The sequence below is a fragment of the Maribacter sp. MS6 genome, from assembly GCF_056839185.1.
This window is the reverse complement of record NZ_CM166389.1, coordinates 4,438,037-4,464,194: the sequence shown is the minus strand read 5'-3', so window position 1 is coordinate 4,464,194 and position 26,158 is coordinate 4,438,037. Positions and strand designations below refer to the sequence as shown.

General features: G+C 38.6%; 26 protein-coding genes. 11 read left to right on the top strand and 15 right to left on the bottom strand.

The features are described 5' to 3' along the window. Window positions 1-65: 65 nt before the first annotated feature. Both MS6x_RS19400 and MS6x_RS19395 read left to right on the top strand, forming a co-directional pair. Window positions 66-1,646, top strand: coding sequence for a sensor histidine kinase (locus tag MS6x_RS19400; protein WP_482604484.1), 1,581 nt, complete (start codon window positions 66-68; stop codon window positions 1,644-1,646). A gap of 7 nt (window positions 1,647-1,653) precedes the next feature. After that, entirely contained in the window at window positions 1,654-2,367 is a 714-nt protein-coding gene (locus MS6x_RS19395; RefSeq protein WP_482604482.1) for a response regulator transcription factor, read from the top strand. 118 nt (window positions 2,368-2,485) lie between these two features. Here the strand turns inward: MS6x_RS19395 and MS6x_RS19390 are convergent, their stop codons facing one another. The 8 genes from MS6x_RS19390 to MS6x_RS19355 all read right to left on the bottom strand — a co-directional run bounded on the left by MS6x_RS19390 (window position 2,486) and on the right by MS6x_RS19355 (window position 10,063). Beyond that, window positions 2,486-2,968, bottom strand: coding sequence for a gluconokinase (locus MS6x_RS19390; RefSeq protein ID WP_482604480.1), 483 nt, complete (start codon window positions 2,966-2,968; stop codon window positions 2,486-2,488). Between the two features lie 4 nt (window positions 2,969-2,972). Next, window positions 2,973-3,893 carry a tRNA (adenosine(37)-N6)-dimethylallyltransferase MiaA gene (gene miaA / locus MS6x_RS19385; protein ID WP_482604479.1) on the bottom strand — a complete coding sequence of 307 codons (921 nt, stop codon included), beginning with the start codon at window positions 3,891-3,893 and terminating at the stop codon, window positions 2,973-2,975. After that, window positions 3,886-4,683: an ion transporter gene (locus MS6x_RS19380; protein ID WP_482607196.1), complete on the bottom strand. Its 798-nt coding sequence runs from the start codon at window positions 4,681-4,683 to the stop codon at window positions 3,886-3,888. The genes miaA and MS6x_RS19380 overlap by 8 nt, the downstream gene beginning before the upstream one ends. A 74-nt stretch (window positions 4,684-4,757) precedes the next feature. Further along, the gene (locus MS6x_RS19375; protein WP_482604477.1) at window positions 4,758-6,125 is read right to left on the bottom strand and encodes an exonuclease domain-containing protein; all 1,368 of its coding nucleotides are present in this window, start codon (window positions 6,123-6,125) and stop codon (window positions 4,758-4,760) included. A 55-nt stretch (window positions 6,126-6,180) separates the two neighbouring features. Next, a complete protein-coding gene (locus tag MS6x_RS19370) occupies window positions 6,181-6,834 on the bottom strand; it encodes a YggS family pyridoxal phosphate-dependent enzyme (protein ID WP_482604475.1) in 654 nt (217 codons plus the stop codon). Between the two features lie 29 nt (window positions 6,835-6,863). Continuing rightward, window positions 6,864-8,093, bottom strand: coding sequence for a DUF1015 domain-containing protein (locus tag MS6x_RS19365; RefSeq protein ID WP_482604473.1), 1,230 nt, complete (start codon window positions 8,091-8,093; stop codon window positions 6,864-6,866). Continuing rightward, complete coding sequence (locus MS6x_RS19360; protein WP_482604471.1) at window positions 8,094-8,987, bottom strand: 3-hydroxybutyryl-CoA dehydrogenase; 894 nt, start codon at window positions 8,985-8,987, stop codon at window positions 8,094-8,096. 95 nt (window positions 8,988-9,082) lie between these two features. After that, on the bottom strand, window positions 9,083-10,063 hold the full coding sequence (locus MS6x_RS19355; RefSeq protein WP_482604469.1) for a Gfo/Idh/MocA family protein: 981 nt from the start codon (window positions 10,061-10,063) through the stop codon (window positions 9,083-9,085). A 146-nt stretch (window positions 10,064-10,209) separates the two neighbouring features. Between MS6x_RS19355 and MS6x_RS19350 the strand changes: the two genes are divergently transcribed. Next, window positions 10,210-10,851: a protein-L-isoaspartate(D-aspartate) O-methyltransferase gene (locus MS6x_RS19350; protein WP_482604468.1), complete on the top strand. Its 642-nt coding sequence runs from the start codon at window positions 10,210-10,212 to the stop codon at window positions 10,849-10,851. Between the two features lie 9 nt (window positions 10,852-10,860). Here MS6x_RS19350 and smpB read toward each other — a convergent pair whose 3' ends face one another. Then, a complete protein-coding gene (smpB, locus tag MS6x_RS19345; RefSeq protein ID WP_482604466.1) occupies window positions 10,861-11,322 on the bottom strand; it encodes an SsrA-binding protein SmpB in 462 nt (153 codons plus the stop codon). A 113-nt stretch (window positions 11,323-11,435) separates the two neighbouring features. Here smpB and MS6x_RS19340 point away from each other — a divergent pair, with 113 nt between their 5' ends. Then, the gene (locus tag MS6x_RS19340; RefSeq protein WP_482604464.1) at window positions 11,436-12,185 is read left to right on the top strand and encodes a DUF6503 family protein; all 750 of its coding nucleotides are present in this window, start codon (window positions 11,436-11,438) and stop codon (window positions 12,183-12,185) included. Here MS6x_RS19340 and MS6x_RS19335 read toward each other — a convergent pair. Next, complete coding sequence (locus tag MS6x_RS19335; protein ID WP_482604463.1) at window positions 12,163-12,705, bottom strand: SixA phosphatase family protein; 543 nt, start codon at window positions 12,703-12,705, stop codon at window positions 12,163-12,165. The two genes, MS6x_RS19340 and MS6x_RS19335, sit on opposite strands and share 23 nt — an antisense overlap. An 83-nt stretch (window positions 12,706-12,788) precedes the next feature. Here MS6x_RS19335 and MS6x_RS19330 point away from each other — a divergent pair, with 83 nt between their 5' ends. Further along, the gene (locus tag MS6x_RS19330) at window positions 12,789-14,489 is read left to right on the top strand and encodes a PorP/SprF family type IX secretion system membrane protein (RefSeq protein ID WP_482604462.1); all 1,701 of its coding nucleotides are present in this window, start codon (window positions 12,789-12,791) and stop codon (window positions 14,487-14,489) included. 232 nt (window positions 14,490-14,721) lie between these two features. Further along, window positions 14,722-15,564 (top strand): 1,4-dihydroxy-2-naphthoyl-CoA synthase, encoded by an 843-nt coding sequence (locus MS6x_RS19325; RefSeq protein ID WP_482604461.1) that lies wholly within the window; start codon window positions 14,722-14,724, stop codon window positions 15,562-15,564. 331 nt (window positions 15,565-15,895) lie between these two features. On the opposite strand, the gene MS6x_RS19320 is transcribed toward MS6x_RS19325, so the two are convergent. Continuing rightward, entirely contained in the window at window positions 15,896-17,230 is a 1,335-nt protein-coding gene (locus MS6x_RS19320) for a serine hydrolase domain-containing protein (RefSeq protein ID WP_482604459.1), read from the bottom strand. Window positions 17,231-17,275: 45 nt separating this feature from the next. Here MS6x_RS19320 and MS6x_RS19315 point away from each other — a divergent pair, with 45 nt between their 5' ends. Next, on the top strand, window positions 17,276-18,151 hold the full coding sequence (locus MS6x_RS19315) for a pirin family protein (protein ID WP_482604457.1): 876 nt from the start codon (window positions 17,276-17,278) through the stop codon (window positions 18,149-18,151). Here the strand turns inward: MS6x_RS19315 and MS6x_RS19310 are convergent. Then, window positions 18,146-18,547, bottom strand: coding sequence for a DUF2452 domain-containing protein (locus MS6x_RS19310; RefSeq protein ID WP_482604455.1), 402 nt, complete (start codon window positions 18,545-18,547; stop codon window positions 18,146-18,148). The genes MS6x_RS19315 and MS6x_RS19310 overlap by 6 nt on opposite strands. A 164-nt stretch (window positions 18,548-18,711) precedes the next feature. Here MS6x_RS19310 and MS6x_RS19305 point away from each other — a divergent pair, with 164 nt between their 5' ends. The 3 genes from MS6x_RS19305 (at window position 18,712) to MS6x_RS19295 (ending at window position 21,324) form a co-directional block, all read left to right on the top strand. Beyond that, window positions 18,712-19,140, top strand: a complete 429-nt coding sequence (locus MS6x_RS19305; protein WP_482604453.1) for a 3D domain-containing protein — start codon at window positions 18,712-18,714, stop codon at window positions 19,138-19,140. Further along, window positions 19,137-19,796 (top strand): N-acetylmuramoyl-L-alanine amidase, encoded by a 660-nt coding sequence (locus tag MS6x_RS19300; RefSeq protein ID WP_482604451.1) that lies wholly within the window; start codon window positions 19,137-19,139, stop codon window positions 19,794-19,796. The genes MS6x_RS19305 and MS6x_RS19300 overlap by 4 nt, the downstream gene beginning before the upstream one ends. 64 nt (window positions 19,797-19,860) lie before the next feature. Beyond that, a complete protein-coding gene (locus MS6x_RS19295; protein WP_482604450.1) occupies window positions 19,861-21,324 on the top strand; it encodes a M14 family metallopeptidase in 1,464 nt (487 codons plus the stop codon). A gap of 14 nt (window positions 21,325-21,338) precedes the next feature. On the opposite strand, the gene MS6x_RS19290 is transcribed toward MS6x_RS19295, so the two are convergent. The 3 genes from MS6x_RS19290 to MS6x_RS19280 form a co-directional block, all read right to left on the bottom strand. Beyond that, the gene (locus tag MS6x_RS19290) at window positions 21,339-21,506 is read right to left on the bottom strand and encodes a hypothetical protein (protein WP_482604449.1); all 168 of its coding nucleotides are present in this window, start codon (window positions 21,504-21,506) and stop codon (window positions 21,339-21,341) included. 207 nt (window positions 21,507-21,713) lie between these two features. Further along, window positions 21,714-22,541 (bottom strand): OmpA/MotB family protein, encoded by an 828-nt coding sequence (locus MS6x_RS19285; RefSeq protein WP_482604447.1) that lies wholly within the window; start codon window positions 22,539-22,541, stop codon window positions 21,714-21,716. A gap of 199 nt (window positions 22,542-22,740) precedes the next feature. Next, on the bottom strand, window positions 22,741-23,832 hold the full coding sequence (locus tag MS6x_RS19280) for a vWA domain-containing protein (protein WP_482604446.1): 1,092 nt from the start codon (window positions 23,830-23,832) through the stop codon (window positions 22,741-22,743). A 165-nt stretch (window positions 23,833-23,997) separates the two neighbouring features. Here MS6x_RS19280 and MS6x_RS19275 point away from each other — a divergent pair, with 165 nt between their 5' ends. Further along, complete coding sequence (locus MS6x_RS19275) at window positions 23,998-26,154, top strand: DUF5916 domain-containing protein (protein WP_482604444.1); 2,157 nt, start codon at window positions 23,998-24,000, stop codon at window positions 26,152-26,154. Window positions 26,155-26,158 lie beyond the last annotated feature (4 nt).

Below are 26,158 nucleotides of genomic sequence, written 5' to 3'. Positions count from 1 at the left end.
ATTTATGTTAAGCTTAGGTTAAACACGCTATTTTCCTAGTACTAAATCTGTAATTTTAACATATAATGAATAAGAGGTTATTTGTGCTCTTGGTTATCTTGATGAGCTCATCGCTTATCGGGTTGATAGTTGTCCAAAGTTTTTGGATAAATAAATCGGTCGAAGACAAGGAAGAGCAATTCTCGAATATGGTTTCCGAAGCATTGAACAGTGTAACCGATAAAATCTCGGAACGCGAAACTAAAAATTATTTCGACAGGTATTTGCAGACGCGAGATAGTGTAGGGGAATTAGTGGACACGCAGTTTAAGAACTTTTTCTTCATTGATCGGGATGTAAATTCCAATGAGATATTACTATACGAACACGGCATATTAGAGGAGGATTATAGTATTTCCTCAACGTTCTTTGATAACCCGAGTGGTAACGATACCATAATTAAAAACTACACCAGTAAGCGTAGAACTTCTATTTTCACGGAGGACTACGACTTAGACGGCAAGCGAAGTTTTACGTTAACTCCGCAGGAACGGTATGAAAAAATTGGTGGTCTTTCGGAATTTGACAAACTGGCATTGAAAGATCTTTTTAATTCCTACGCTAAAAGAGAGCCCATACACAAACGGGTTTCTAAACAAGAGATAGAGTTGCTGATGCAACGGGAATTGGAAAATAGGGGAGTAGATATAAGTTTTGAGTATGGGGTATATAGCAATGGCTTACCTACCAAGGTAAAGTCGAAAAAGTTTAAATATTCCGAGAAGAATATTTATAAAGCACACATGTTTACCGATATGGAAGGGAGTTCAAATTTTGACCTTTTGGTCACTTTTCCCGAAAAAAAGCGCTTTTTGCTCAGTTCTATTCTAGGTATGGCGTTATTGTCGCTGCTATTCACTTTAATAATCGTTATCGCTTATTCGGGAGCGATTTATCAATTGATAAAACAAAAGCAGATATCAGAGATTAAAACAGATTTTATCAATAATATGACGCATGAGTTTAAAACGCCTATTGCAACCATAAATTTAGCCGTAGAAGCCATTAAGAATCCAAAGATTATTGGAGATCACGAAAAGGTAAATAGGTACCTTACAATGATTAGGGACGAAAACAAAAGAATGCACGCGCAGGTAGAAAATGTGTTACGAATCTCAAAACTGGAAAAGAACCAGTTAGATATTAGTAAGGATAGGGTAGATGTTCACGACATAATAGCTATAGCAATAACGCACGTAGATTTGATTGCTCAAGATAGAGGCGGCTATATACATACGCATTTGGATGCAGAACGTTCAGAAGTATTGGCAAATGAGATGCACTTTACCAACGTTATCGTAAATATATTGGATAACGCAATAAAATATTCCGAACAAGCACCAAAAATAGATGTGTTTACCGAAAAGGTAAAAAATTATATTATAATCAAGGTACAGGACAATGGTTCCGGGATGAGTAAAGCAGTTCTAAAAAGAGTTTTTGAAAAATTCTATAGAGAACATACCGGAGATGTACATAACGTTAAAGGACATGGCTTAGGTCTTGCCTACGTAAAGAAAATAGTTGATGATCACCAAGGGGAGGTCTATGTAGAAAGTGAAAAAGGAAAAGGAAGCACTTTCTTTATTAAACTACCTTTAATTTAAAAATAGTATGGAAACAGTAAACAAGAAAATACTTTTAGTAGAGGACGACCCAAATTTTGGAATAGTGCTTAAGGATTATTTGTCAATGAACGATTTTGACGTTACGTTGGCAAAAAATGGCATGGAAGGCTTTGAAAAGTTTAAGAAGGATAATTATGACATTTGTATTTTAGATGTGATGATGCCGTATAAGGATGGTTTTACCTTAGCTAAGGAAATCAGAGAGAAGAACGAGAACGTTCCCATAGTTTTTCTCACCGCAAAAACAATGAAGGAAGATGTGCTTAAAGGGTATAAAGCTGGCGCGGATGATTATTTGAATAAACCTTTTGACTCTGAAGTGCTTTTAATGAAACTAAAGGCAATTCTTCAACGAAAAGCTTCGAATAGCTTAGCAGATAGTAAAAAGTTTGAATTTACCATAGGTGGTTTTCACTTAAACTCTAAACTTAGATTCTTAAAATACAAGGATACAGAATCCATTAAATTATCTCCAAAAGAGAATGAGCTATTACGTTTGTTAGCCCTACACGAGAATGATTTAATGCCCAGAGAGCTCGCCTTGACTAAAATATGGAGGGACGATAATTATTTTACCTCCAGAAGTATGGATGTATATATTGCCAAGCTTCGTAAATACTTGAAGGTAGATGATACTGTAGAAATATTAAATATTCATGGAGAAGGTTTCCGATTGGTCGTAAAAACGGAAGGCGAATAAACGTTCTCTCCTTTCAAGATGCAGTGCAAACTATAATGGATAAATAAGTTTTGTGTTTTGAACTTTAATGAGATTTAGCAAGATACCAAAGTACATCCCTTTAACGCGAAGAATCGTCTTAAAGGGATGTGTTGTTTATAAAATTAGTGACAATTTCTTCTGGCGTATTAGTTATAGACAAGTGTAGTCCATCAAATGGCTCCTCTAAAGTATCAAATTGCGATTGTAACAGTGCTACGGGCATATAATGTCCTGTTCGTTTGGAGAGACGTTCCCTAATGTCCTTCATACTCCCTTTTAAATATAAGAATTGATACTCTTTACCTAAACCTTTTTTGAGCTCATTTCTATATGTTTCCTTAAGAGCTGAGCATACGATTACCGCTCCTTCTTCTTTATGTTGTTTAGCGATTTTATTTAACGTTTGCAACCATCCTTTACGATCGGTATCGTTTAACGCCTCCCCGCGAGACATCTTGTCTACATTAGCTTGGGGATGATAGTCGTCACCATCGAAAAATGGATATCCCAAGCGTTCTGCTAATAGCTTGCCTATAGTAGACTTCCCACTACCCGAAACACCCATTACGTAAATAATCATTGGCTTATGTATTATGTTGTTTTTGTACTGCCTCGGCAATCATTGCCAGATGTTCATCTGAACTGTTTAATGCGTTCAGCCATAACGTATTTTGATTCTTTTTGAACCAGGTAAGCTGTCTCTTTGCAAAACGTCTAGTGTTTTTCTTTATTTCGGATACTGCCATTTCATAATCCCACTTACCCTCAAAATAGTTAAAAAGCTCCTTGTAACCGACTGTTTGTAAGGCATTCAGATGTTTGTTAGGCAATAGTAACTTTGCTTCTGTTTCCAAACCTTGGGCCAGCATAAGATCTACCCTATGGTTAATGTTATCGTAAATTAGTTCGCGGTCCGCTTGCAGGCCAATTGTCATCGTCCTAAAGTTTCGCTTTTTCTTTGGTTGACCTAAAAAACTCGAATACGGTTTTCCAGTGCCAATACATACTTCCAAGGCACGTATTAACCTATGTGGGTTGTGTATATCCACCTTTTCATAATAACTTTTGTCAAGTTTTTTTAGTTTTTTCTGAAGCGATGTTAATCCGGCAACCTCTAGTTCTAGGTTTAGTTTTTCACGTATTTTAGTATCTACTGCAGGAAATTTGTCCAATCCCTTGGTAACAGCATCGACATATAATCCACTTCCACCGACCATCACTACGATGCCATAATGTGCGAAAAGAGAATCTAAAAGTGCAATGGCCTCTCGTTCAAAATCTCCTACGGAATAGTCTTCGGTAATACCTTTATGTTGTATGAAGTGATGTTTTGCAGCACTCAATTCGTCTAGCGATGGTACTGCGGTGCCAATCGTCATCTCTTTATAAAACTGTCTGGAATCGGCAGATACGATTTCCGTATTGTAGTATTTGGCCAAGGCTATAGCGAGCTTAGTTTTGCCTATGGCCGTAGGGCCCACTATGGATATAAGCAAATTACTCATTTAAAAGGTTACCGCAGCTGTAGCAATGCGAAGCGTCGTCCCTATGGCCGTCTATGGTGCAATAAGGACAGCTTTGGGTATTTAAATGTACCCCGTGACTCTTGGCAGGGGCATTATTTTTATTTTCACCATTTTGCTTAAACCCTGCTGCAAATTCTGCACTAACGATACCTGTAGGTACGGCGATTATACCGTAACCTAAAACCATAATGATAGTTGCAATAAATTGACCCAGGTTTGTTTGTGGGGCAATATCTCCATAACCAACTGTGGTAAGGGTTACAATGGTCCAATAGATGCTTCTGGGAATACTGGTAAAGCCAGCCTCTTCACTTTCAATCAAATACATTATAGTACCCATAATTACGGAAAGAATGAGCACCACATATATAAATACCACAATTTTTGTTCTGCTGGCTTTTAATGCTTGTTTTAGCTGAGAGGCCTCACCAATGAATTTTACTAATTTTAGTATTCTAAAGATACGGAGCATTCTAAAGATTCTAAATGCCAGTAAAACTTGTGATCCTGCGAACAAATAGGATAGATATAATGGAATTGTAGAAATAAAATCTATAATCCCATAAAAGCTAAAAATATAACGGAAGGGTTTTTTAATCGAAATAATCCGCGCGATATATTCTATGGTGAAAAATATAGTGACGACCCACTCTAAAAAAAGTAATTCTGTATGGTACTTTACATCGATTTCTTTTACACTCTCCAGCATAATTAATACTACGCTAAGAAGAATGAGTACAATTAGAATGAGATCAAACCATTTCCCCATAGGGGTATCCGCTTCATAAATGATCTCATGAAGTTTATTTTTCCAATTATACTTTGATTTTTCCCCTTTCGAATTCACGTGTTGATAGGAATAGTTTTCAATATACGCTTCTTTCTAAGATAAGCTTCTATAATAAAATTGGCATTCGCCGTTCCGTTCATAGGTGTGATTAATGTTTCTAAGATAGGCATATTATTTATTTGATGGTTTAAATCGTAGAAGCCCAGCCCTACTAACGATCCTTTTCTAATTAAAATAACACTGTTTTCACCTATTTTTCGGCCTTTATCAATTAGCAGTAGATCCTTGCCCTTTAACGTATATTTTGTGAGTGCCTCCGCAACGCGAACATTATAGGTTTCTACATCTTCTTTTTGAATGCAGGCACCACGACATTCATTATTCTCATACGCAGCGCAATTTTTTCGCGCTTCGCTCATCCCATTGAGTTTATCGCAGAGCTCAAATTCCTTGGTTATCTTGTGTAGGTGATTTTTGGCACTAAAAATACCATTAAAGACACCATTCAATTGCTGGCAATCGGATACCGGTACCGCCCTAAGTTCCGTGTAACCGTTTGGGTTAATTGAGGAACATAGGGTGTGGGAGAACATTCGCTTTTTAGGAGTGGAATTATATTTGGGTTTATTCTTAAGTAACTCTTGGTGCTCCTTTAATAGTGCAACCAGCTCATTGCCTGTGCGCTCAAAGGTTACTTTTTTGGTTTCTTTTACTAATTTCCTAGACCGATCACCGCTTTTGGTAAACAATTGATTTACCCGTTTTTTAATGTCGGTACTGCGGCTTAGGTACACAATGTCACCGTCCTTATTATGCATATAAAATACACCCGTTTCATTGGGCATACTTTGAACGATATCCAATTGCTTTTCAGAAAGCTCTCCGTGTGCTTCTTTTCTAATAACGTCTTGTATGATTATTTTTTCGCTATCCTTTGCCAATAAGAGCTGAAAAAGTTTAATGGTTGCGAGCGCATCGCCATTGGCCCTGTGCCTATCGGTAACGGGAATACCTAACGACCGCACCAATTTTCCTAAGCTATACGACTCCGCATCCGGTAACAAGGTTTTTGAAAGGTCAACGGTACAAAGTGTCTTACGCTGATAATTATAACCTAGTCGCCTGAATTCCGTTCTTAAAATCCGATAATCGAACTGGGCATTGTGTGCTACGATAACACTATCTTGGGTAATTTCCACAATGCGTTTAGCCACCTCATGAAACTTTGGGGCGGTACGTAGCATTTTATTGTTGATTCCGGTAAGGTTCACTACAAAGGGCTGTATGGCCTTCTCAGGATTTACTAGGCTAATAAAGGTATCTACAACCTTATGACCATCAAACTTATGTATGGCAATCTCAGTGATACCCTCTTCATTATATTTTCCGCCCGTTGTCTCAATATCTAAAATTGCGTACATCTTCCTTTTTCGCTATTATATCTTTTCGTGAATCGACTTTCTGAAACGGTTAATTCTAATTTCTTGCACCAAAGATACTACTTCCTATACGTACCATGGTACTTCCTTCCTCCATAGCAATATGGTAATCTCCACTCATTCCCATAGATAACGTATTCATGTTTGGTATTTTTTCGCTAAGCGCTTCATAAAGTGCTTTGAGGCCTTTGAACTCTCGTCGAACTTGGTCTTTATTATCGGTAAAGGTGGCCATTCCCATGAGACCCATAACACGTACGTTTGTCAATTGTAAAAACTCGGGGTCTACGGCAAGTTCCTGTAGCTCCGTTTCATCAAAACCAAATTTGCTATCCTCTTCTGCAATATGCACTTGCAACAAACACGAGATTACACGTTCATGTTTTTTGGCCTGCTTATCTATTTCTTTAAGCAACTTTAACGTATCTACCCCATGAATAAGTGCTATGTATTCTGCCATATATTTCACCTTGTTCCGTTGTACATGACCAATCATATGCCATTGAATATCTTTTGGCATCTCTTCCCATTTCTGGGTCATTTCTTGAATTTTATTCTCGCCAAAAATCCGCTGTCCTGCTTCATAAGCTTCAAGTAATTCGTTAACCGGCTTGGTTTTGGACACTGCAACCAGGGTTACGTGTTGGGGAATGGATTCTTGTATTATTTTTAATTTATTTTGTATCGACATATTATAAAAAGTGTCTAGGTTATTTAAATTTAAAGTTCGTAAATGGCTATGCCACTTCTAAGTTTTGGCTCTATATATGTGCTTTTTGGTGGCATTACCAAACCCTCATCGGCGATATGTTTTAATTCGGAAATGCCAACAGGAAGCATATTGAACCCAACCACGTAGTTTCCAGCATCAATTTCACTTTTCATACGAACAATGTTATGTTTCCCATAGCCGTAAGAAATGCGTTTATCGTTTCTGAGATCTGATATTCCTAAAATAGGCTGTAAAATGGTTGTAAATAATATTTGTGTATCCAATTCACTTAAGGAATCGGTAAAGTTATAGGCTGTTTTTCTTAAATATAAAGAATAGAACTCACCATCTAAATACATACAAAAATTATGTTTTTGAGTGGGCTTATAAAGGATATTACCCTTGTTTTCTATCCTATAATACGTATCTAATCGCATTAAGAACTCCTCCTTACTTAAATTGTTCAGGTCTTTTATCATACGGTTATATTCGTAAATCCGTATTTCCGATTCGGGAATGAGATAGCTCATAAAGTAGTCGGCACGTTTTTCTGCGTTTATCGGCTCATCCGATAACATTTCTGCTAGCAGATTGGACGATGCACTTCTGTGATGACCATCTGCAATATAAAACTGTTTTATTCCATTAAAGTGATGCCGTATATGCGCTATTATCGTTGCGTCCGAAATTACCCAAAGGGTATGGGTTACCCTGTCCGTTGTCGTAAAATGATGTGCTGGAGTCTTCGTTTTTTCTGTTTCCAATAGTGCCTTAAGTTCATCAGAATTGGTATAGGTCATTAAAACGGGCTCCGCATTAAATCGTACCGTATGTAGATAGTCTGCAAACAGTACCTCCCTATCATTAATAGTATCCTCATGCTTTTTAATAACATCCTTTCTATAGTCATCAACCGAGGTAGCACAAAAAAGTCCGCAACAGATTACATTGTCCTGTTCTATTTGATAGAGATAAAACCCAGGGTTTTCATCTTGGATTAAAATATCGTCTTCTAAAAACTCTAGATAGCGATTTCTTACCAAAGAAAAACGCTTAGAACCGGTTACCTGTTTGTCAAATTTATAGCCAGGGTTAATAATATGTAAAAACGAAAACGGATTAAATTCTAAATTGGCACTTAACTCTTTTTCAGAATAGGATTGATAGGAACGTGAGACAACAAAAGGTGCTTTATCCTTTGTAGGTCTAATTGCTCTAAATGGTTTAACAATTGCCATTTATACCTTTAAAAACTGTTTAGAAACGATTTCGGCCTTTCTATGTTTGCTGTAATCATAAAAGCCTTCACCTGATTTTACACCAAGCTTGCCGGCCATCACCATATTTACCAAGAGGGGAGAGGGCGCGTATTTTGGATTTTTGAATCCGTTATGCATTACGTTTAAAATGGAGAGGCAAACATCCAAACCAATAAAATCCGCCAACTGTAGCGGGCCCATTGGATGTGCCATGCCTAATTTCATTACAGTATCTATTTCTGCCACGCCAGCTACGCCATGCTGTAGGGTTTCTATAGCTTCATTAATCATAGGCATTAAAATACGATTGGCCACAAAACCTGGATAATCATTGACCTCGGTCGGTGTTTTTCCCAAGGTTTTAGAGAGCTCCATAATGGTAGCAGTGGTTTCATCCGATGTACTATAGCCCCGTATAATTTCCACCAACTGCATAATGGGTACGGGATTCATAAAATGCATACCAATCACCTTATCTGGCCTTGATGTCGCTGCGGCTATTTGCGTAATGGATATGGAAGACGTATTGGTCGCTAAGATAGTCTTAGCCTCACAAAGCGTATCTAAATCTTTAAAAATTTTCCGTTTTAGGTCGCTATTCTCCGTAGCCGCTTCCACAACCAAGTGGGTTTGGGCCACACCTTCCTTTATATCTGTAAATAGTTTGATATTGCCTAAGGTACTGGTTTTATCAGCCTCCGTAATTTTTTCTTTGGCGACCATTCTGTCCAAATTTTTGGAAATAGTGGTAAGACCCTTATTTAAACTTTCTTGTGAAACATCGATCAAGCGCACAGAAAAACCGGTTTGCGCAAAAACGTGTGCAATCCCATTGCCCATGGTACCGGCACCTATTACCGCTATATTTTTCATCCTTTTTATTTTAGTAAACCTAAGGTATTGAATCCTTTAGGTAAATTAGTATTCCTTTTGACGTTGCAATCCTTCACTACCAATGTTGTAGCGTGCTAAAGCTGCACTTTGTTATCCTCAAAAGATGCTATAATCTGCAAAGCTACTTTTAATGCTTCCGTACCTTGCTTCAGTGACACTACAGGTGTAGTATCATTATTAATGGCATCTGCAAAAGCTTCCAACTCATCTAAAATTGCATTATTGGAGATTATGGTTGGATTTTCAAAATAAATCTGTTTTTTAATACCCTCGGCATTTTGTAGAACCATATCAAAATCTCCTGGGTTTTCTGGTGCATCCTTCATTTTTACCACCTCTACCTTTTTCTCCAAAAAATCGACCGAGATATAGGCATCCTTTTGAAAAAAGCGCGATTTACGCATGTTTTTCAAGGAAATTCTGCTGGCTGTTAAGTTCGCTACACAACCATTTTCGAACGCTATTCGAGCATTCGCGATATCGGGAGACTGACTAATGACCGAAACGCCGCTAGCGTTTATCTGTTTTACTTTTGAATTCACTACACTTAGAATGGCATCAATATCATGAATCATTAAATCAAGCACTACGGGAACATCCGTGCCTCTTGGATTAAACTCTGCCAAGCGATGCGTTTCAATGAACATAGGTTCATGAATGGCATTTTTTACTGCGGTAAAAGCGGGATTAAATCGCTCCACATGTCCCACCTGCCCCTTTACACCGTATTTTTCTTCGAATACCAACAGTCCCTCGGCTTCGGCCAAGGTATTGGTAATCGGTTTTTCTATGAAAATATGTTTTCCACTTTCCATAGCCTGTTTGGCACATTCGTAATGGGAAAGTGTGGGCGTAACGATATCTACAACATCAACTGCTGTTATTAACTCGGTAATCGTATCAAAGTAGGTATACCCAAATTCAGCTGCTACTTTTTTTCCATTACTTGGATCTGCATCGTAAAATCCTATCAATTCATATTTCTTGGATTCTTGAAGCAATCTCAAATGGATTTTTCCTAAATGGCCCGCTCCTAAAACACCTGCTTTTAGCATGATTCTCTTTTTTGTCAAAAATACGCATAGTTTAGAAGTTAGCAGGAACGCACATGTCAAAATCCAGATGAATCAGCTACGTTTTTTTTATTGTGTTTCGTTCATACGGGGAACTTTGTTACATTTGAAAACCAAACCAGCTACGATTGAAAGATACCTTAAAACACAGGGGAATGCGCAACCAATTGGCGCAACTATTGATAGAGAAAGGAATTATAGATACCAAGGTGCTAGATGCTATCCGAGAGATTCCTAGACATTTGTTCATGGATAGTAGTTTTGAAGGGCATGCCTACCAGGATAAGGCATTTCCGATTGCTGCGAACCAAACTATTTCCCAACCGTATACTGTGGCGTTTCAAACCGAATTATTGGAGCTGGAACCTAATATGACCGTGTTGGAAATTGGCACGGGCAGTGGCTACCAGACTGCTGTGCTTTTAAAATGTAGGGCAAAAGTTTTTACCATAGAGAGACAGTTGGAACTGTTTAAGAAAACAAGCTTATTTTTTAAGAAGATGGGGTATCGCCCTAAAAAGTTTATTTTTGGTGACGGCTATAAAGGACTTCCCAAAGATGCTCCTTTTGACCGTATCATCGTTACTGCCGGCGCTCCAGAAGTTCCAAAGGCCTTATTGTCCCAATTAAAAATTGGAGGTAGGTTGGTTATACCGGTTGGCTTTGAGGAACAGATTATGACGCTCTATGTAAGAACCTCGGAAAAAGAATTTAAAAAGGACGAATTTGGTTCTTTTAAATTTGTGCCTTTATTGGAAGATAAAAATTAAAAGATAGCCTTAATTATTAAAGCTCTTTTTTACCCGTGCCAATTCGCGTTTGTTGTCACGGTCTTTCATCGTTTCTCGCTTATCATAAAGTTTTTTCCCCTTTGCTAGGGCTATTTGTATTTTTGCTAGTCCGCGGTCGTTTATAAATAAGGTTAAAGGAACTATCGTCAGTCCAGAAGCTGTTACTTCTTTGTGCAATTTTTTTAGCTCTCTTTTCTGTAGTAATAACTTACGTTGCGCTTTGGGCTTGTGATTGTAATGTGACGCGTGGGAATACTCATCTATCTGCATATTGATGACAAAAAGCTCTCCCCTATCGTTAAATTCGCAAAAGCTTTCCGTAATGGATGCCTTGCCATATCTAAGGGATTTAATTTCTGTGCCACCTAGAACAATGCCGGCAGTGTATTTATCAAGAAGTTCATACTCGAACCGTGCTTTTTTGTTTTTAATATTAATATTCTTCTGCATACCTTACAAAAATAAGAACAATTAAATAATCCGCTTTACTTTTACACCGATTTAAAGTCCTCTATCTGTAAAGAAACTATGGGGTTTACGAACAAGTATATAAAATAGAAGTAATGAATAAATGGTACGGTATAGTATTATGGTTATGTGTAGTTGCCTGTAACGAAAGGATAAAGGAACCCACAGCACAAGAAATTATTGATAAAAGTATTGCGGCAAGCGGTGGGGAGAATTATGTTGCTAACGATATTTCTTTTCGCTTTCGCGATATGAAGTATACCGCTTCAGGACCTGCAAGCAATAGAATACTAACACGTAGTTTTATAAAAGATAGTTCAAAGCTTAAGGACGTTCGCACGCCGAATGATTTTAAACGTTATGTGAACGATAGTCTTGTAACTCTTTCCGATTCGTTAGCCAATGTATACGCCAATTCTATAAATTCAGTACATTATTTCGCATACTTACCTTACGGTTTAAATGATGCGGCCGTGAATAAAAGGTATTTAGGCAAAGTAGCATTGGATACCACGGAATATTATAAAGTCGAAGTTACGTTTGACCAAGCGGGTGGAGGTGAGGATTATGACGATATTTATGTCTATTGGTTTAATTCAAAGACATATAAACCGGAGTTCCTGGCTTATGAATTTCAAGTAAATGGTGGTGGTCAACGCTTTAGAAAAGCTTTTAATGAAAGAGTAGTGGGAGGTATACGCTTTGTAGATTACCAAAATTTTAAGAACATGCGGTTAGATCAACCCATTCACGATATAGATAAGTTGTACCAATCGGGTACATTAGAACTGTTATCAGAAATAAAGCTAGAGAATATCAGCGTTAGTCCGGGCAATTACAATTAAAAATTAATTTAGAATCTGTAGCTTTTCCATTTACTAGTTTCACTATAAATAGTGTTCCGTTCTCACTATCGTCCAACGCTTCGTATTTGTCTTCGTCGAGCAGCATATTCACCATCTGCGGTGTTGTGTTACTATGGCCTACCACTAATACGTTTTTGTTTAGATTGTCGGCTTTAAATTGTTCTAGATCCAAATTTCTTGGATCATAGTATTGAACGTCTATATTGTTTTTTACCGATGTTGGTGCGGCCGTCATGGATGTTCTGGAATAGTCTGTAGAATAAATGGCATCGATGTTGGCATCCCTAAGCACTTCTGCCCAATGCATGGCACGTCCCAAGCCTTTTTGATTTAATTCTGGGTAGGCATCATCCGGATTGCTTCTGTCTTTTTCTGCATGACGTATAAGGTAAAAGGTCGTTACGCCCGTATCTTCTGTAATAATGGTCACCGGTTGTTCTTCCTTACAGGATTGTAAAAAAATAAATCCTGTAAGCAGAATTAGTTTTAGAAATTTCATTGTTGTACTATTGTTTGGTACGTATAAAACTAAAAATACGGTAAAATAGTACGTTCAATAGGCTATTTTTTGTTTTTTTGCATATGAAAAATTTTTGTGGGGCACTTCTTATTGGTTTTGTAGTTTTCGGTCTTCATGGGCAGACTACACCTTTGCCTAATGATTTTAGGCAGCAGAACATCACAGAATACAACTCTAGCCTTTTAAATCCGGCGTATGCCTTAGATCGGAACAATCCGCCTTCAGCAGCGCTTTGGGCAAGATGGCAGTGGCAAACTTACGATGCCGATCCCACCTCAGTTTTCTTCAATTACACCCATAAATTAAATGATGCATCCGCCGTAGGAGGGGCATTTTTTCAAAATAATACCGGAATTTTCATCAATACGGGCGGTGCTATCAATTATGCTTATTTAATCGATTTTAGTCCAAAAGTACAACTTGGCGTGGGCTTAAACTTGTTCGTTTTCCAACAAAAATTGGCAGATGATCGTTTTTTTCAACCCAACCCAATACAACTAACACCTGAAAATGACATGGTGCTTCAAATGGCACCCGGGTTAAATTTAAGGGTAGATAAATTTAACATAGGAGTTGTATCGGAAAATATGTTCGATTATAACTTTGGAACAAGCCAACGGAATACGAGGCCACAGGATAGAATGTTCTTTGCAATGGCGAGTTATGATATTGCCATGGGTTTTATGAATACTGATGGTAATTCGTATTTGCGCCCTGCAGTTTATTTTAAATCCATCCCAGGGTTTGATACACAGTTTGGGTTTAATTCTATTTTAAGCAACGAAAAGTTTTGGGCACAGGCCGGTTATAATTCGTTTTATGGGATTTCAGGTGGAGTTGGCGGGCGTTTTTTCAAAAACTTTTCTATCGGGGCCTTGGTGGAGTTTGGAACAAGTCCGGAGTTGGAGGGTACCGACCCAACTTTTGAATTGGTGACTTCTTACCGATTTGGTAGCCCTGCTGCCGAACCAGAGCAGCCGGAAGAACAACTCATAGCGGAACAGGAAGAGAAAGAAAAGGCGCTATTAGCAGAACAAAAACTTTTAGCGGAACAGGAAGAGAAAGAAAAAGCACTTTTAGCAGAACAAGAGCAATTATTAGAACAGGCTGTAGATAATTCCAACCAGCTTACCGAACAAGAGGAAAAAGCACAAAAGCGTTTAGAAAAGGAAAGGGCGAAACAATATAAGGATTCGGTCAGACAATCCAGAGGAACTTCTGACGTTGCTAAAAAAGTTTCGAAACGAGAGCTTAAACGAAGGGCGGATTCCATCAATCGTGCTGCTGAAGCCATGGCCTACCAAGAAATGATCGCGCTAAAAAAGCAACAGCGTCAAGATTCTATAAGCGCAGCTGCTAAAGCACGTGAAGCGGCTGTGGCCGCAAACTTAAAACGACAACAAGATTCTGTGGCAGCTGTAGCTGAAGCCAAGGCAGAAGCGGAACGTTTGGCCTTAAAGAATGAAGTGGTAAAACCGAGAGCAGGGGAACGGTACGAGGAAGTGACCAAGGAAGGGAATTTAGCGCCGGGCTATTACCTTATAGCCAATGTTTTTGGAACCAAACGTTATTTTGATGCCTTTATGGCCGATATGAAAAAGAGAGGAATCAATGCCGGTTCTTTCTACAGGGAGGCCAACAAGTATAATTACGTTTACCTAGGTCGCTATTCTTCAATTAACGATGCACGAAAAGCCAGGGAATCTAAACTGGACGGAAAATACCTGGAAAAAACATGGATTTTTAGGGTTACTGGGGAATAGGTATTAATACTACTTATAAAAAGGGTTATGCACTTGTAATCAAGAGAATCTTAATATGTAGAAACGAATCGTGCCAGCTAGTGTCACTATATCCTAAATTTTCAGAAAACTAGCTCCTCAAAATTGTAAACGAATCATTTAGAATAGTAGGGCAAAGCTTATTTTTATTCTCTTCTGTGTCTTATTTTTGTAACATACTGAATGTACTGATGGTAGAAAACGTTAATCACATATGAAAAGTCCAAACTGGAAAACAGCTATAGATTTCGAAGATATCACCTATAAAAAATGTGATGGGGTTGCCCGCATTGCCTTTAATAGGCCCAATGTACGCAACGCCTTCAGGCCCCATACTACAAGTGAACTGATCAAAGCGTTCTATGATGCGCAAGAAGATACTTCCATTGGTGTTGTACTATTATCTGCTGAAGGCCCCTCTGCTAAAGACGGTATCTGGTCTTTCTGTAGTGGTGGTGATCAAAAAGCTAGGGGAGAGAAGGGCTATGTAGGAGCCGACGGACAACATCGATTGAATATCTTAGAAGTACAGCGGATGATTCGTTTTATGCCAAAAGTAGTTATTGCCGTTGTTCCTGGTTGGGCCGTAGGTGGCGGACATAGTCTTCACGTGGTGTGCGACATGACCTTGGCCAGTAAGGAACATGCCATTTTTAAACAGACCGATGCGGATGTTACCAGTTTTGATGGGGGTTATGGATCGGCTTACTTAGCGAAAATGGTAGGACAGAAAAAAGCACGTGAAATTTTCTTTTTGGGTAGAAACTATTCCGCCCAAGATGCCTTTGATATGGGAATGGTAAATGCTGTGATACCTCATGATGAATTGGAAGATACTGCATTTCAGTGGGCACAAGAGGTACTGGAAAAATCGCCAACTTCTATAAAGATGCTAAAGTTCTCCATGAACCTCACCGACGATGGCATGGTAGGGCAGCAAGTTTTTGCAGGAGAGGCCACGCGATTAGCGTACATGACCGAAGAGGCAAAAGAAGGTAGAAATGCCTTCTTGGAAAAAAGAAAACCAGATTTTGGCAAGGATAAGTGGTTACCGTAGGCAATACATAACGTTTATTGTAGGGTAAGTCATACGCACAACATGTAGAAACTAAAAAGAGTCTAATCTGTGAAGATTAGACTCTTTTACGAGAACACTATATGAAAATGAAAAATTTTATTTCGTTTTTATTACATGGTAAATATACTACCAGAATGCAAAGTCGAGAAACTATTGTTGTGAGATAAGGCAAATTTGTGGTGTAGGGGATGAAAGTCGATTTTAAGCGTTCAAAAGTCTTACGTAATCCCTTTGCGTTGCAAAAATCATGTTAGATTACAGAAGCCCTATTTCAATTCAGCACATAAATATAAAGAACTGCTTTTCTCATTTAGTTGATCGCAGCACAAATTTCCTTTAAAAAAGTGTTGACGTCAAATTCTGGGTCCTCGGCCAAGCCGGTTCGCACCACTACCAAATCCTCTGAAGGAATTACGAATACGTACTGACCTTGATATCCATTAGCCGAAAACATGTCTCTGGGCACATCGGGAAATTTACCACCAGAATTCAGCCAAAAATGAGCGCCGTACACACCATCGGAATGTGCGGTAGGGGTTGTGATATAATCTACCCAGTTTTCGGCAAAAATACGTTCCCCGTCCCACATTCCTTTATTGAGGTACAATAGACCAAATTTTGCCCAATCTCTGGTGTTCGCCCATCCATAGGAAGAACCAACAAAATTACCTTCCATATCAGTTTCCAACAGCATGGAGTGCATTCCTATTTTGTCGATTAAATGGGTATAGGGATAATCCAAATAAGCTTGATGGTTTGAAAATTGGTCCCGTAAAACACCTGATAATAGGTTGCTTGTGCCAGAGGAATAGTTCCATACTTCGGTAGGGGAGGCAATAGGCTGTTTTGTCGCCTGAGCTTTGGTCATATCGGCAGCTAAAAACAACATTTTTGTAACATCGGATATTTGGGTATAATCTTCTTCCCACGCCAGGCCACTTTGCATTCGTAGTAAGTGATTTAGGGTAATTCCAATCTTGGTATTTTTCATACGAATATCATCTGCAAAGGGTCGGTAATCCATCGTAATCTTACCTTCGTGTTCTAGCATACCATATAATGTAGCCAGAACACTTTTGGTCATAGACCATCCCAATATAGGTGTTTCTGAAGTAAATCCTTCCCTATAGTTTTCTGCTATAATTTGATTTTTGTAAGCAACGAGTACGGTTCTGGTTTTCTGCTTTTCATAATCGCTAAAGGCACCGGCAACCGCTTTGTTTAATTTAGTATAGTCTACATTTTCAAAAACGGTATCCTTCTTTCCAGCGTTGCCGTATGGGAACGGTCTGTCATTTTTTAATACGGTTCGCTTAGGCTTTAGCAATTTCTGATTTTTGTCGTAATCCTCAGTAATCAAGACACAACCAAGTCCTTCCCTATAGATAGTCTCCCTAGGCATTAGGCCGTATACGGCACTAACGACAGCGTTGCTGTTGGCTGCTTTTAAACTGGCCAATGTAACCAAGGGGATATCATTATCATTTTCTTGAATATCCGAGAGGGCTCTATTCGCAATAAAATGATTGGAGGCCAGGTTTTTGGACGAATACCCAGAGATGAGATTTAGCTTGGGATAATTTGTCCAAACAACAAAACCAAGTATCAATAGGACAAGAGGGAGGATAAACTTTGCTTTTTTCAAAAGGTACGTTTTATAGATTGTCGTAAATTTAGCAAAAAGCTAGGCATGTCAAACATTGGATTGATTATAGAGGAACGAAGCAGGGATATCGGTGATTTTCTTGTAGGAAGGCTCATCCCTTTTCGAAAGAAACGAATGATCGGTCCTTTTATCTTCATAGACCACATGGGTCCCACTATATTAGGCCCTACTAATTATATGGATGTAGACCAGCATCCGCATATAGGACTCTCTACGCTTACCTATATGTTGGAGGGCGAGTTAGAACATGAAGATAGTATAGGCACGAAGCAACGTATTCGACCGGGTTCGGTAAATTGGATGGTTGCCGGTAAAGGGGTTTCACATACCGAACGGACACCCGCTAAGCTTAGAAACGGCAAACAGTTTACGGCACACGGATATCAGATCTGGGTTGCCCTCCCTAAAGAATTAGAGGATATAAACCCGGAATTTCATCATATTGAAGCGGCAGAATTACCTACATGGCGTAATGCCGCTGCGCGTTTTACCCTAGTTGCAGGAACAGGATTTGGCAGACAGTCGCCCGTACCCGTTCATTCCCCTTTATTTATGGTAGAAGTTAAAACTACAGAGCGTTATGAGCTTAATACTATGGATCATCTTAAAGGAGAAATAGGTATCTGCATTGTGGAAGGCAGTATCGAGGCTTGTGGGGAAATAGTAGAAAAGGGCAATATTTTAGTGAGTAAGGTCTCGGATACCTGTAAGACCATCGTACATGCAAACACCCATTTATTGCTCTTTGGAGGTGAACCCCTGTCAGAAGAGCGACACATTTATTGGAATTTTGTCTCTCATGACAGAGATAAGATAGAAAAGGCCAAGGCTGCTTGGAAGGCAAGAACCTTTCCTATGATGACCAATGATACCAGCTACGTAACCTTACCCGGACTATAGTTTTTCCCAGGTTCTATTTGGGCCCAATTTAAAACTGCCCAAGTGCTCAAAAGTACACTCGTTGGGCAGAATTAGAGATAAAAACGTACTATCATCTTTGGAACGGTATAAATGATAGGTCTTACCTACGATAGGCTCAAAACTAAATTTAGCACTGTATACCAAATTGTTCAATTCAAAATCCTTCATTAGGCGTTTATACTCTTCCTGAATGGCTTCGTATTGAGCCTTAAACTGATTATTAGCGCTAACAATATTGGTGTTTTTCCACGAAGTGACATCTGGGGGCGTAATTTTTGGCGCGGCAACACTACTGGAATAGGGGAGCAGTTTGCCATTGTAGGACTGTGTTTCCTCGTCAAAAACGATATAATCAGGTTTTTTCTCTTTTGTCATAGCGGAACAAAATTAACAAAAACCGCTGAATTTTAGAATAGAAGATCAGAATTCAACCTGTAGACCTAAGAGAACTGGTTTTCCATCCTTAAAAATAAATTCATATTTTAACAACTGAAAACACGATTATATGACCAGGTACATTTCTCACTTAAAATGATACTATGCGTAAACCTCTGTTAGTACTTTTGACTATATGTCTGTGTTCCTCTTGCAAAGAAAAAACGAAGCAAGAAGACCCGTATCAATGGCTCCCATTACGCGTAACTGCCACGGCTTATAATTCTACCCCTGCACAAACTTCTTATGAACATCCTGAGATAACAGCGTGGGGAGATTCTATTACCCCTGGTGTAAAATGGATAGCCGTATCACGGGATTTACTAAAAAAAGGTTTACGTTACAATACCTTGGTCAAAATTGATACTTTTAACGGAGTTTACATTGTAAAAGATAAAATGCATCCAAGGTGGCGTAATCGTATAGATATTTATATGGGAAAAGATATAAACAAGGCAAGGGAATGGGGAAGACGGAAGATTGATATCAAATACGGAGTACCAAAAGATACCATTTATACCGCTGAGAAATGAACATACGACTGCTGTTTTTTATGGTTTCGTTCTTACTTTGGTCCTGTAAAGCTTCGGTAAGTATTGTAGATAAACCCATAATTTTCGATACCAATCGCGAACTTTTAACACTGGAGTATTTGGAACAACGGTATGGACTAGATGTGGATACCCCAGAAATTACCCCTAAGATGATTGTCTTGCATTGGACCGTTATACCAACCTTCGAAAAGTCATTTGAAGCTTTTAAAAATCCGACCTTACCCAATTGGAGGCCGGATATTAATAGCGTAAGTGGTTTAAACGTGTCCTCACAGTTTATGGTAGATCGCGACGGTACAATTTATAAGCTGTTACCGGAAACCACTATGGCGCGTCACGTTATTGGGTTAAATCATTGTGCTATTGGCGTAGAGAATGTAGGGGGTAGCGAAGGACAACCATTGACAAAGGCACAACTAAAATCAAATATAAAATTGGTACGCTACTTGACCGAAAAATACGAAATCGATTACCTAATCGGGCATTATGAGTATACCCTTTTTGAAAACCATCCCCTTTGGCTGGAGAAAGATAGTGGCTATAGAACCGTAAAAACAGACCCAGGCCCAGAGTTTATGAACAAGGTTAGAAAAGCAGTAGATGACCTTAATTTTAAACCGCTTCCAAAATTGTAACCCAACCAATTCCTAAAGATTACAAGCTATTACCAGTATAACACAAGACAACTAAACTACAAGAATGAAATACTTAGCATCCTTACTTATTATTTTAATTCCATTTTTTGGAGCGAGCCAAACCCAAAATATCACGACAGAACTTTACGACACCTATGAAACCTACAAAGAACGGTCTTTGAACAAAAGACGGGTAAAGCACTCGGAAATTGCACCCTTAATAGCCAATGCCGCTGCCAACCCCAAGTTTAAAGTATCAAAAGTAGGAACCTCTATTGTTGGTAAAAACCTTTCCTTAATCAGTCTGGGGAAAGGCGAAACCAGTGTATTTCTTTGGTCCCAGATGCATGGTGATGAACCTACAGCTACCCAGGCCATTTTTGATATATTAAATTTCTTAGATAGTCCAGATTTTCAACAGGAAAAAGAGGCTATTTTGGAAAATCTGACTATTCATTTTTTACCGATGCTGAATCCGGATGGGGCGGAACTGTTTCAAAGAAGAAACCTTTTGGGTATAGATATCAATAGGGACGCAGTACGCTTACAATCTCCAGAAGGACGCACCCTAAAGCGCGTTCGTGATAGTCTGGAAGCTGATTTTGGCTTTAACCTACACGACCAAAGTACCTACTACAATGCAGAACGTACAGATAAACCAGCAACCATCTCTTATCTGGCACCGGCATATAATTACGAAAAGGACATTAACAAAGTACGCGGTAACGCCATGAAAATCATTGTTTTCATGAACAACATTTTACAGCAGTATGCTCCTGGTCAGGTAGGAAGGTACAACGATGATTTTGAACCACGGGCATTTGGAGACAACATTCAAAAATGGGGGACAAGCACTATTTTGATAGAGTCTGGCGGATATCCTAAGGATATCGAAAAACAAGAGATAAGAAAACTGAATTATGTGTCTATCTTATCGGCCATATACACGATTGCCAAAGAAAACTACAAGGAGATTCCAATTTCGGATTACGAAAAAATTCCTGAGAACGATCGCAAACTGTTCGATTTAAAACTTATTGGAGCGCAATATGAACTCATGGGAAATACATATACCTTAGATATAGGAATTAATCAGTTAGAAGTTGATTACGAGGACCATAACCGTTTTTGGTATAGCAGTCGGGTAATAGACCAAGGCGATTTATCTACCTATTACGGTTATGAAACCTTGGATGCCAGCGCCTTTACCATAAAGCCGGCTAAAGTATATCCAGAGATTTTAGATGCTATGTCTAACGCCAAGGACCTAAATACCGCAGCACTTTTAAAACAAGGATACGGCTACCTTAGGATGAATACAATTCCACCTAAAGCTTTGAATTCACCTTTACCGTTTCATATTATTGGAAAAAACTACAAAGTACCCGAACTACGACTACAGCCCGGCGTAAATCCAACCTTTTTCCTAGAAAAAAATGGTGAATTGGAGTATGCGGTTATAAATGGATTTTTAATGGATTTAAAACAGGAAATGCCCACGATACCGAACGCGATGATTTACAGGTAATTTCAAGATTTGTATCAATACCCGTATTGAAGGGTCATTTGAGAGCCGTAACGCAATAAAATGACCAACATAGAAAATAGGGTGACCATAATGATAGAAAAAAGTAGTAATACGATATTCCGGTAAGTGCTAGACAATAGGCTTAAGGCACTATTTCTTATAATTTCGTTGAATACATCCATGATTTCTAATTTTTAGAGATTGTATCATAGTTTAAAGGATGTTCGTTGGTATTGTTCGGGGTCATTATTATAACAATTGAAGACGTAAAAACCCTACTTCAAAGCTATTAAAATCAACTACGAAGACGAATACCTAGTAAGCTAGCTTAAAATCGGACAAAAAAAAAGGGAAGCAAAAGCTTCCCTTAATCGTAATGGTTATAAATATTATAAGGTTTCCGTATCTAATAGCGCAAAAAACTTATCTAAATTAGGAAGAATTACAATTTTTGTTCTTCTGTTTTTGGCCATGTTCTCCTTAGAATCGTTTTCTGCCAAAGGTAGATAGCTACTTCTGCCTGCTGCAATCAATTGCTTAGGATTCACATCATAGGATTTTTGTAGTTCACGCACAATGGAAGTAGCACGTTTAACGCTTAGGTCCCAGTTATCGGTTACCATAGGTGTGTTTATTGTCCTTGCATCCGTGTGGCCTTCTACCATCACTTCCATGCTGGGTTCGGATTTAATGACTTCTGCTAATTTTTTAAGGATTTTATCCGCTTTGTTACTCACTTTATAACTTGCCGTGTTGAATAACAATTCATCTGAAATATTGATCATCACAACGGTTTTATCTATACTCACATTAACATCATCATTCTCGTCAGAGATAGACTGTTGCAGTTTATAGGATACGGCCAAGTTCATAGAATCTTGAAGTGTGGTTGCCTGAGCCAATTTGGCAGGGTCCACATTTTTCAAGGTCTTACGCATATTTGCTTTTGTATTGTTGCTCATTACCGCAACATCGTCTACAGTGGTATACTGTGTGTCGTTGATTTCTTTTAAGGAGTTTATTTTAGAATTGTACTCGGCTACGCGCGCTTCTATCTTAGCGAACTTATCTTCAAGTTCTTCCTTTTCTACTCTGGTTTTAGTAAGCATACTGGTGGTTTCGGACAAGTTGTCCTCCAAGGCTACGTATTTTTTTTTAGAAACACATGAAGCTAAAAGTGCGATGGAAAGAATTCCTGCTACTGCTGATTTTTTCATTTTATAGTTGTTTAAATTTATTAACTATTCTCATTTCCATGTACGCAAAAAGTCGATGAACGGATGTTTTCATTTTAGCGTACTTTATAAAATTAGACCTACTTAGACCCTTAATAATTGGTTTCTAGGGCATTGTGATAAGAATAAAAAGCAAAAAAAAGAGGCCGACCGGCCTCTTTTTAATGTTCATTATTTATTGTTATTCGCAACCGCCGGTAAAACCTTTAGCATCAAATTTTGTTTGCACTGCACCTTCTCTGGCACCAGTCTTTACCTGTATGGCAAGGTTGCTCTCACCGCTCCCATCTCGTTTAGGACTACAATATTCGAATAAGTAAAAACTGTTCGCTCTTTCTGATACCTTATCGGAAATATCATTAAAGGTATCTTCCAATTCTTCCTTGTTCGTAGCAAACACTGTAGCAGTTTTCCCGATATCGGATAAGACTTGGGTGTCTATTTCACTTCCTAGACCAATACTAAAGAAGGATATATTTGCATTTGCATCGTTTACTTTTTTAAGGGCTGCCGTTTCCGTAAAGCGAGAGGCTTGGTCTGTACCGTCTGTAAAAATAACTACCGATGCCGCACCAATATTATCTCTAGCCGTTGTTTCCTTAATCAAATCGGAGGCGATATCGGTTACTTTGATAACAGCACCATATAAATCTGTTGAAGGATCTGAGCTAATATCATCGGTAATACCCTCTATAGCTCCTATAAGTTCTGTACGTGATGAGGTAAGTTCATTTAACAAATGTAATTTGTCCTCTCCATCAAACCAATAGATTGCCATTTGATTGGATTCTTGAGGCGTTTCGGGCATTACATTGTTAACAAAGCTCGTACTTGCTATTTTGAGCTCCTCAAGACTACTATCCAATACACTGTTGCTCAAATCTAGGACCAACAAGGTATTATTATTGAATATTTGAGAGTTCGGGGAGATTCGCGCAAAAGATTCCGAAGTAGAAATGGTATTGAAACAATCATCGTTTCGGCCTTGTTCGTAAATGGTAAATTGATTTGCGGTTAATCCGGAGACTGGATTTCCATTAGTATCTGAAACTTTAAAGAAAATGGACACCTTTCCGGGTGCCGTAGTAAATTGATCTTGAATGGATAGTACCAATTCGCCTTCTTCCAATCCCAAACATTCATCAACGGGCTTTCCTTGTCCAAGACCTTCACCTAGATTTAAATCCAAGTCAATATCGTCATCTGCATTGCCACATGATACGATAAGGGTAAGCATAAAAAGGGTACTAAAAGTTCTAAAGAACGCTTTCATAAAATTACATTTTGTGTTCAACAAAATTAACGCACTTTCTGCTTAGAAATTATGGGTAGTTTTTTTTATTATGTTAAACAATGTTAAAGGATATAAATTAATTCCAATAATTGTAAGTTTGAAGTATCCATAACAACCACCATACCATTGAAAAATACCGTTTTATTGACACTATTAGTATTTTGGTTTAATACCTCATGGTCCCAAAAGAAAAATGCTGACTTTACCTTAACCATAAAAGAGATAACAGGACCTATTACTATTGACGGTGTGGGTGATGAACCTGCTTGGCTTAGCACAGATGTGGCAAAAGATTTTTTTATGGTGCTACCCATGGATGATGGCCCAGCGGTGAATACATCTGAAATACGAATGGCATATGATGATAGGAATATCTATCTTTTAGCTACTTTTTTTAACGAACAAAAGGGTAAAAATTTTGTAGAGTCGCTTCGAAGAGATTTCTCCTTTGGTAAAAATGATAACTTTTTATTGTTCCTAGATCCGTTTAATAACCAAACAACCGGTTTTTCATTTGGTAGCAATGCGGCCGGGGCCCAGTGGGACGGCACTATGTTTGCTGGAGGAAGAATAGATCTTAATTGGGATACCAAATGGATTTCTGAAGTGGTTCAAGATGAAGAAAAATGGGTTTTTGAAATGGCCTTACCATTTAAATCTATACGGTATGAGGCTGGCGTTACGGAATGGGGAATTAATTTTAGCCGGCTTGATTTAAAGTCGAGTGAAAAATCGAGTTGGACTCCCATTCCTAGACAATTTCCCACGGCCTCTTTGGCCTATACCGGTACTTTGATCTGGGACAAACCACCACCGGCACCTGGTATTAACTATTCCATTATTCCGTACGTGTTAGGAAATGTGTCCCAAGACTTAGAAGCCAACGAAGATTCGGAATATGAGGTAAAAGTAGGCGGTGATGTAAAGTTTAGTCTTACATCATCCCTTAATTTAGATTTAACCGTTAATCCAGATTTTTCACAAGTAGAGGTAGATCGACAAGTCACCAATCTAGATCGTTTTGAACTATTCTTTCCGGAACGTAGGCAGTTTTTCCTAGAAAACAGCGACCTTTTTGCCAATTTTGGGTACGACAACATCCGTCCTTTTTTTTCCCGTAGAATTGGACTTGGCGTTCCTATACAGGCAGGAGCAAGAATAAGTGGTAATTTAAACGATAAATGGCGTGTAGGTCTTTTGAATATGCAAACCTCCAGTGTAGATGCTACAGGCCTCCCAAGTCAAAATTTTGGGGTTCTATCACTGCAACGAAAAGTCTTTAAGCGGTCCAACATTGGTTTAATGCTGGTGAACAAACAATCCCTGAACTATCCTAGCGATAGTGATTCGATACAAGCTGTTTTTCCAAAATTCAATAGGAATATAGGTGTGGAGTATAATTTAGCTTCCTCCAATAACCTTTGGAACGGAAAGGCCTTTTTTTTAAAATCGTTTGGACCGGAGCAGCGTGGGAATGGAGTTACGCAAGCCATGAACATAGATTATAATAGTAGAAAATGGAACTGGGGCTTTAAACAGGAATGGGTAGCAGAAGATTACACTGCAGAAGTAGGTTTTGTGCCGCGAACAGGTTATGTGAGCTTGAGTTCTTCCGTTGGTCATATTTTTTTTCCAAAAAGTAGCAAACTAGTAAGTCACGGACCGCAATTAAACTTCAATTACTTCTTTAACGAGTCTTTTAAGCAGACAGATCGTACCAATTTCTTGGTATATAATTTCGATTTTAGGAATCGCAGTAATTTATTCTTTTTTGTGTCGGATGATTATGTGGAATTGCTCGCACCTTTTGATCCTACCAGATTGGGCAAAGAAGAGCTTGATAGTGGAACCAAACATAATTGGAACGCTTTTGGTTGGGAATTTAATTCAAGACCGCAGAGCCTTTTTACGTATAATTTTGAAGGCAGGTTAGGAGGCTATTATTTGGATGGTAGCCGCACCAGTCTATCCACAGAGTTAGGATACCGATTTCAGCCCTATGTGAGCTTAAGTGCAAATGTGAATTACAATCATATTAATTTACCGGAACCATGGAATACTTCTCAATTTTGGCTGGTTGGTTCGGAAGTGGATATTACTTTTACCAATAAAGTGTTCTTTTCCAACCTTTTCCAATACAATGAGCAAACGGGTAACCTCAATGTGAATTCTAGGTTTCAATGGCGTTATAGTCCCGCATCGGATTTATTCTTGGTCTATACCAACAATTACTTTATTGCCCCTTTCGAAGGTCGTAATTGGGGACTTACCTTGAAGTTCACCTACTGGTTAAACAAGTGATGAT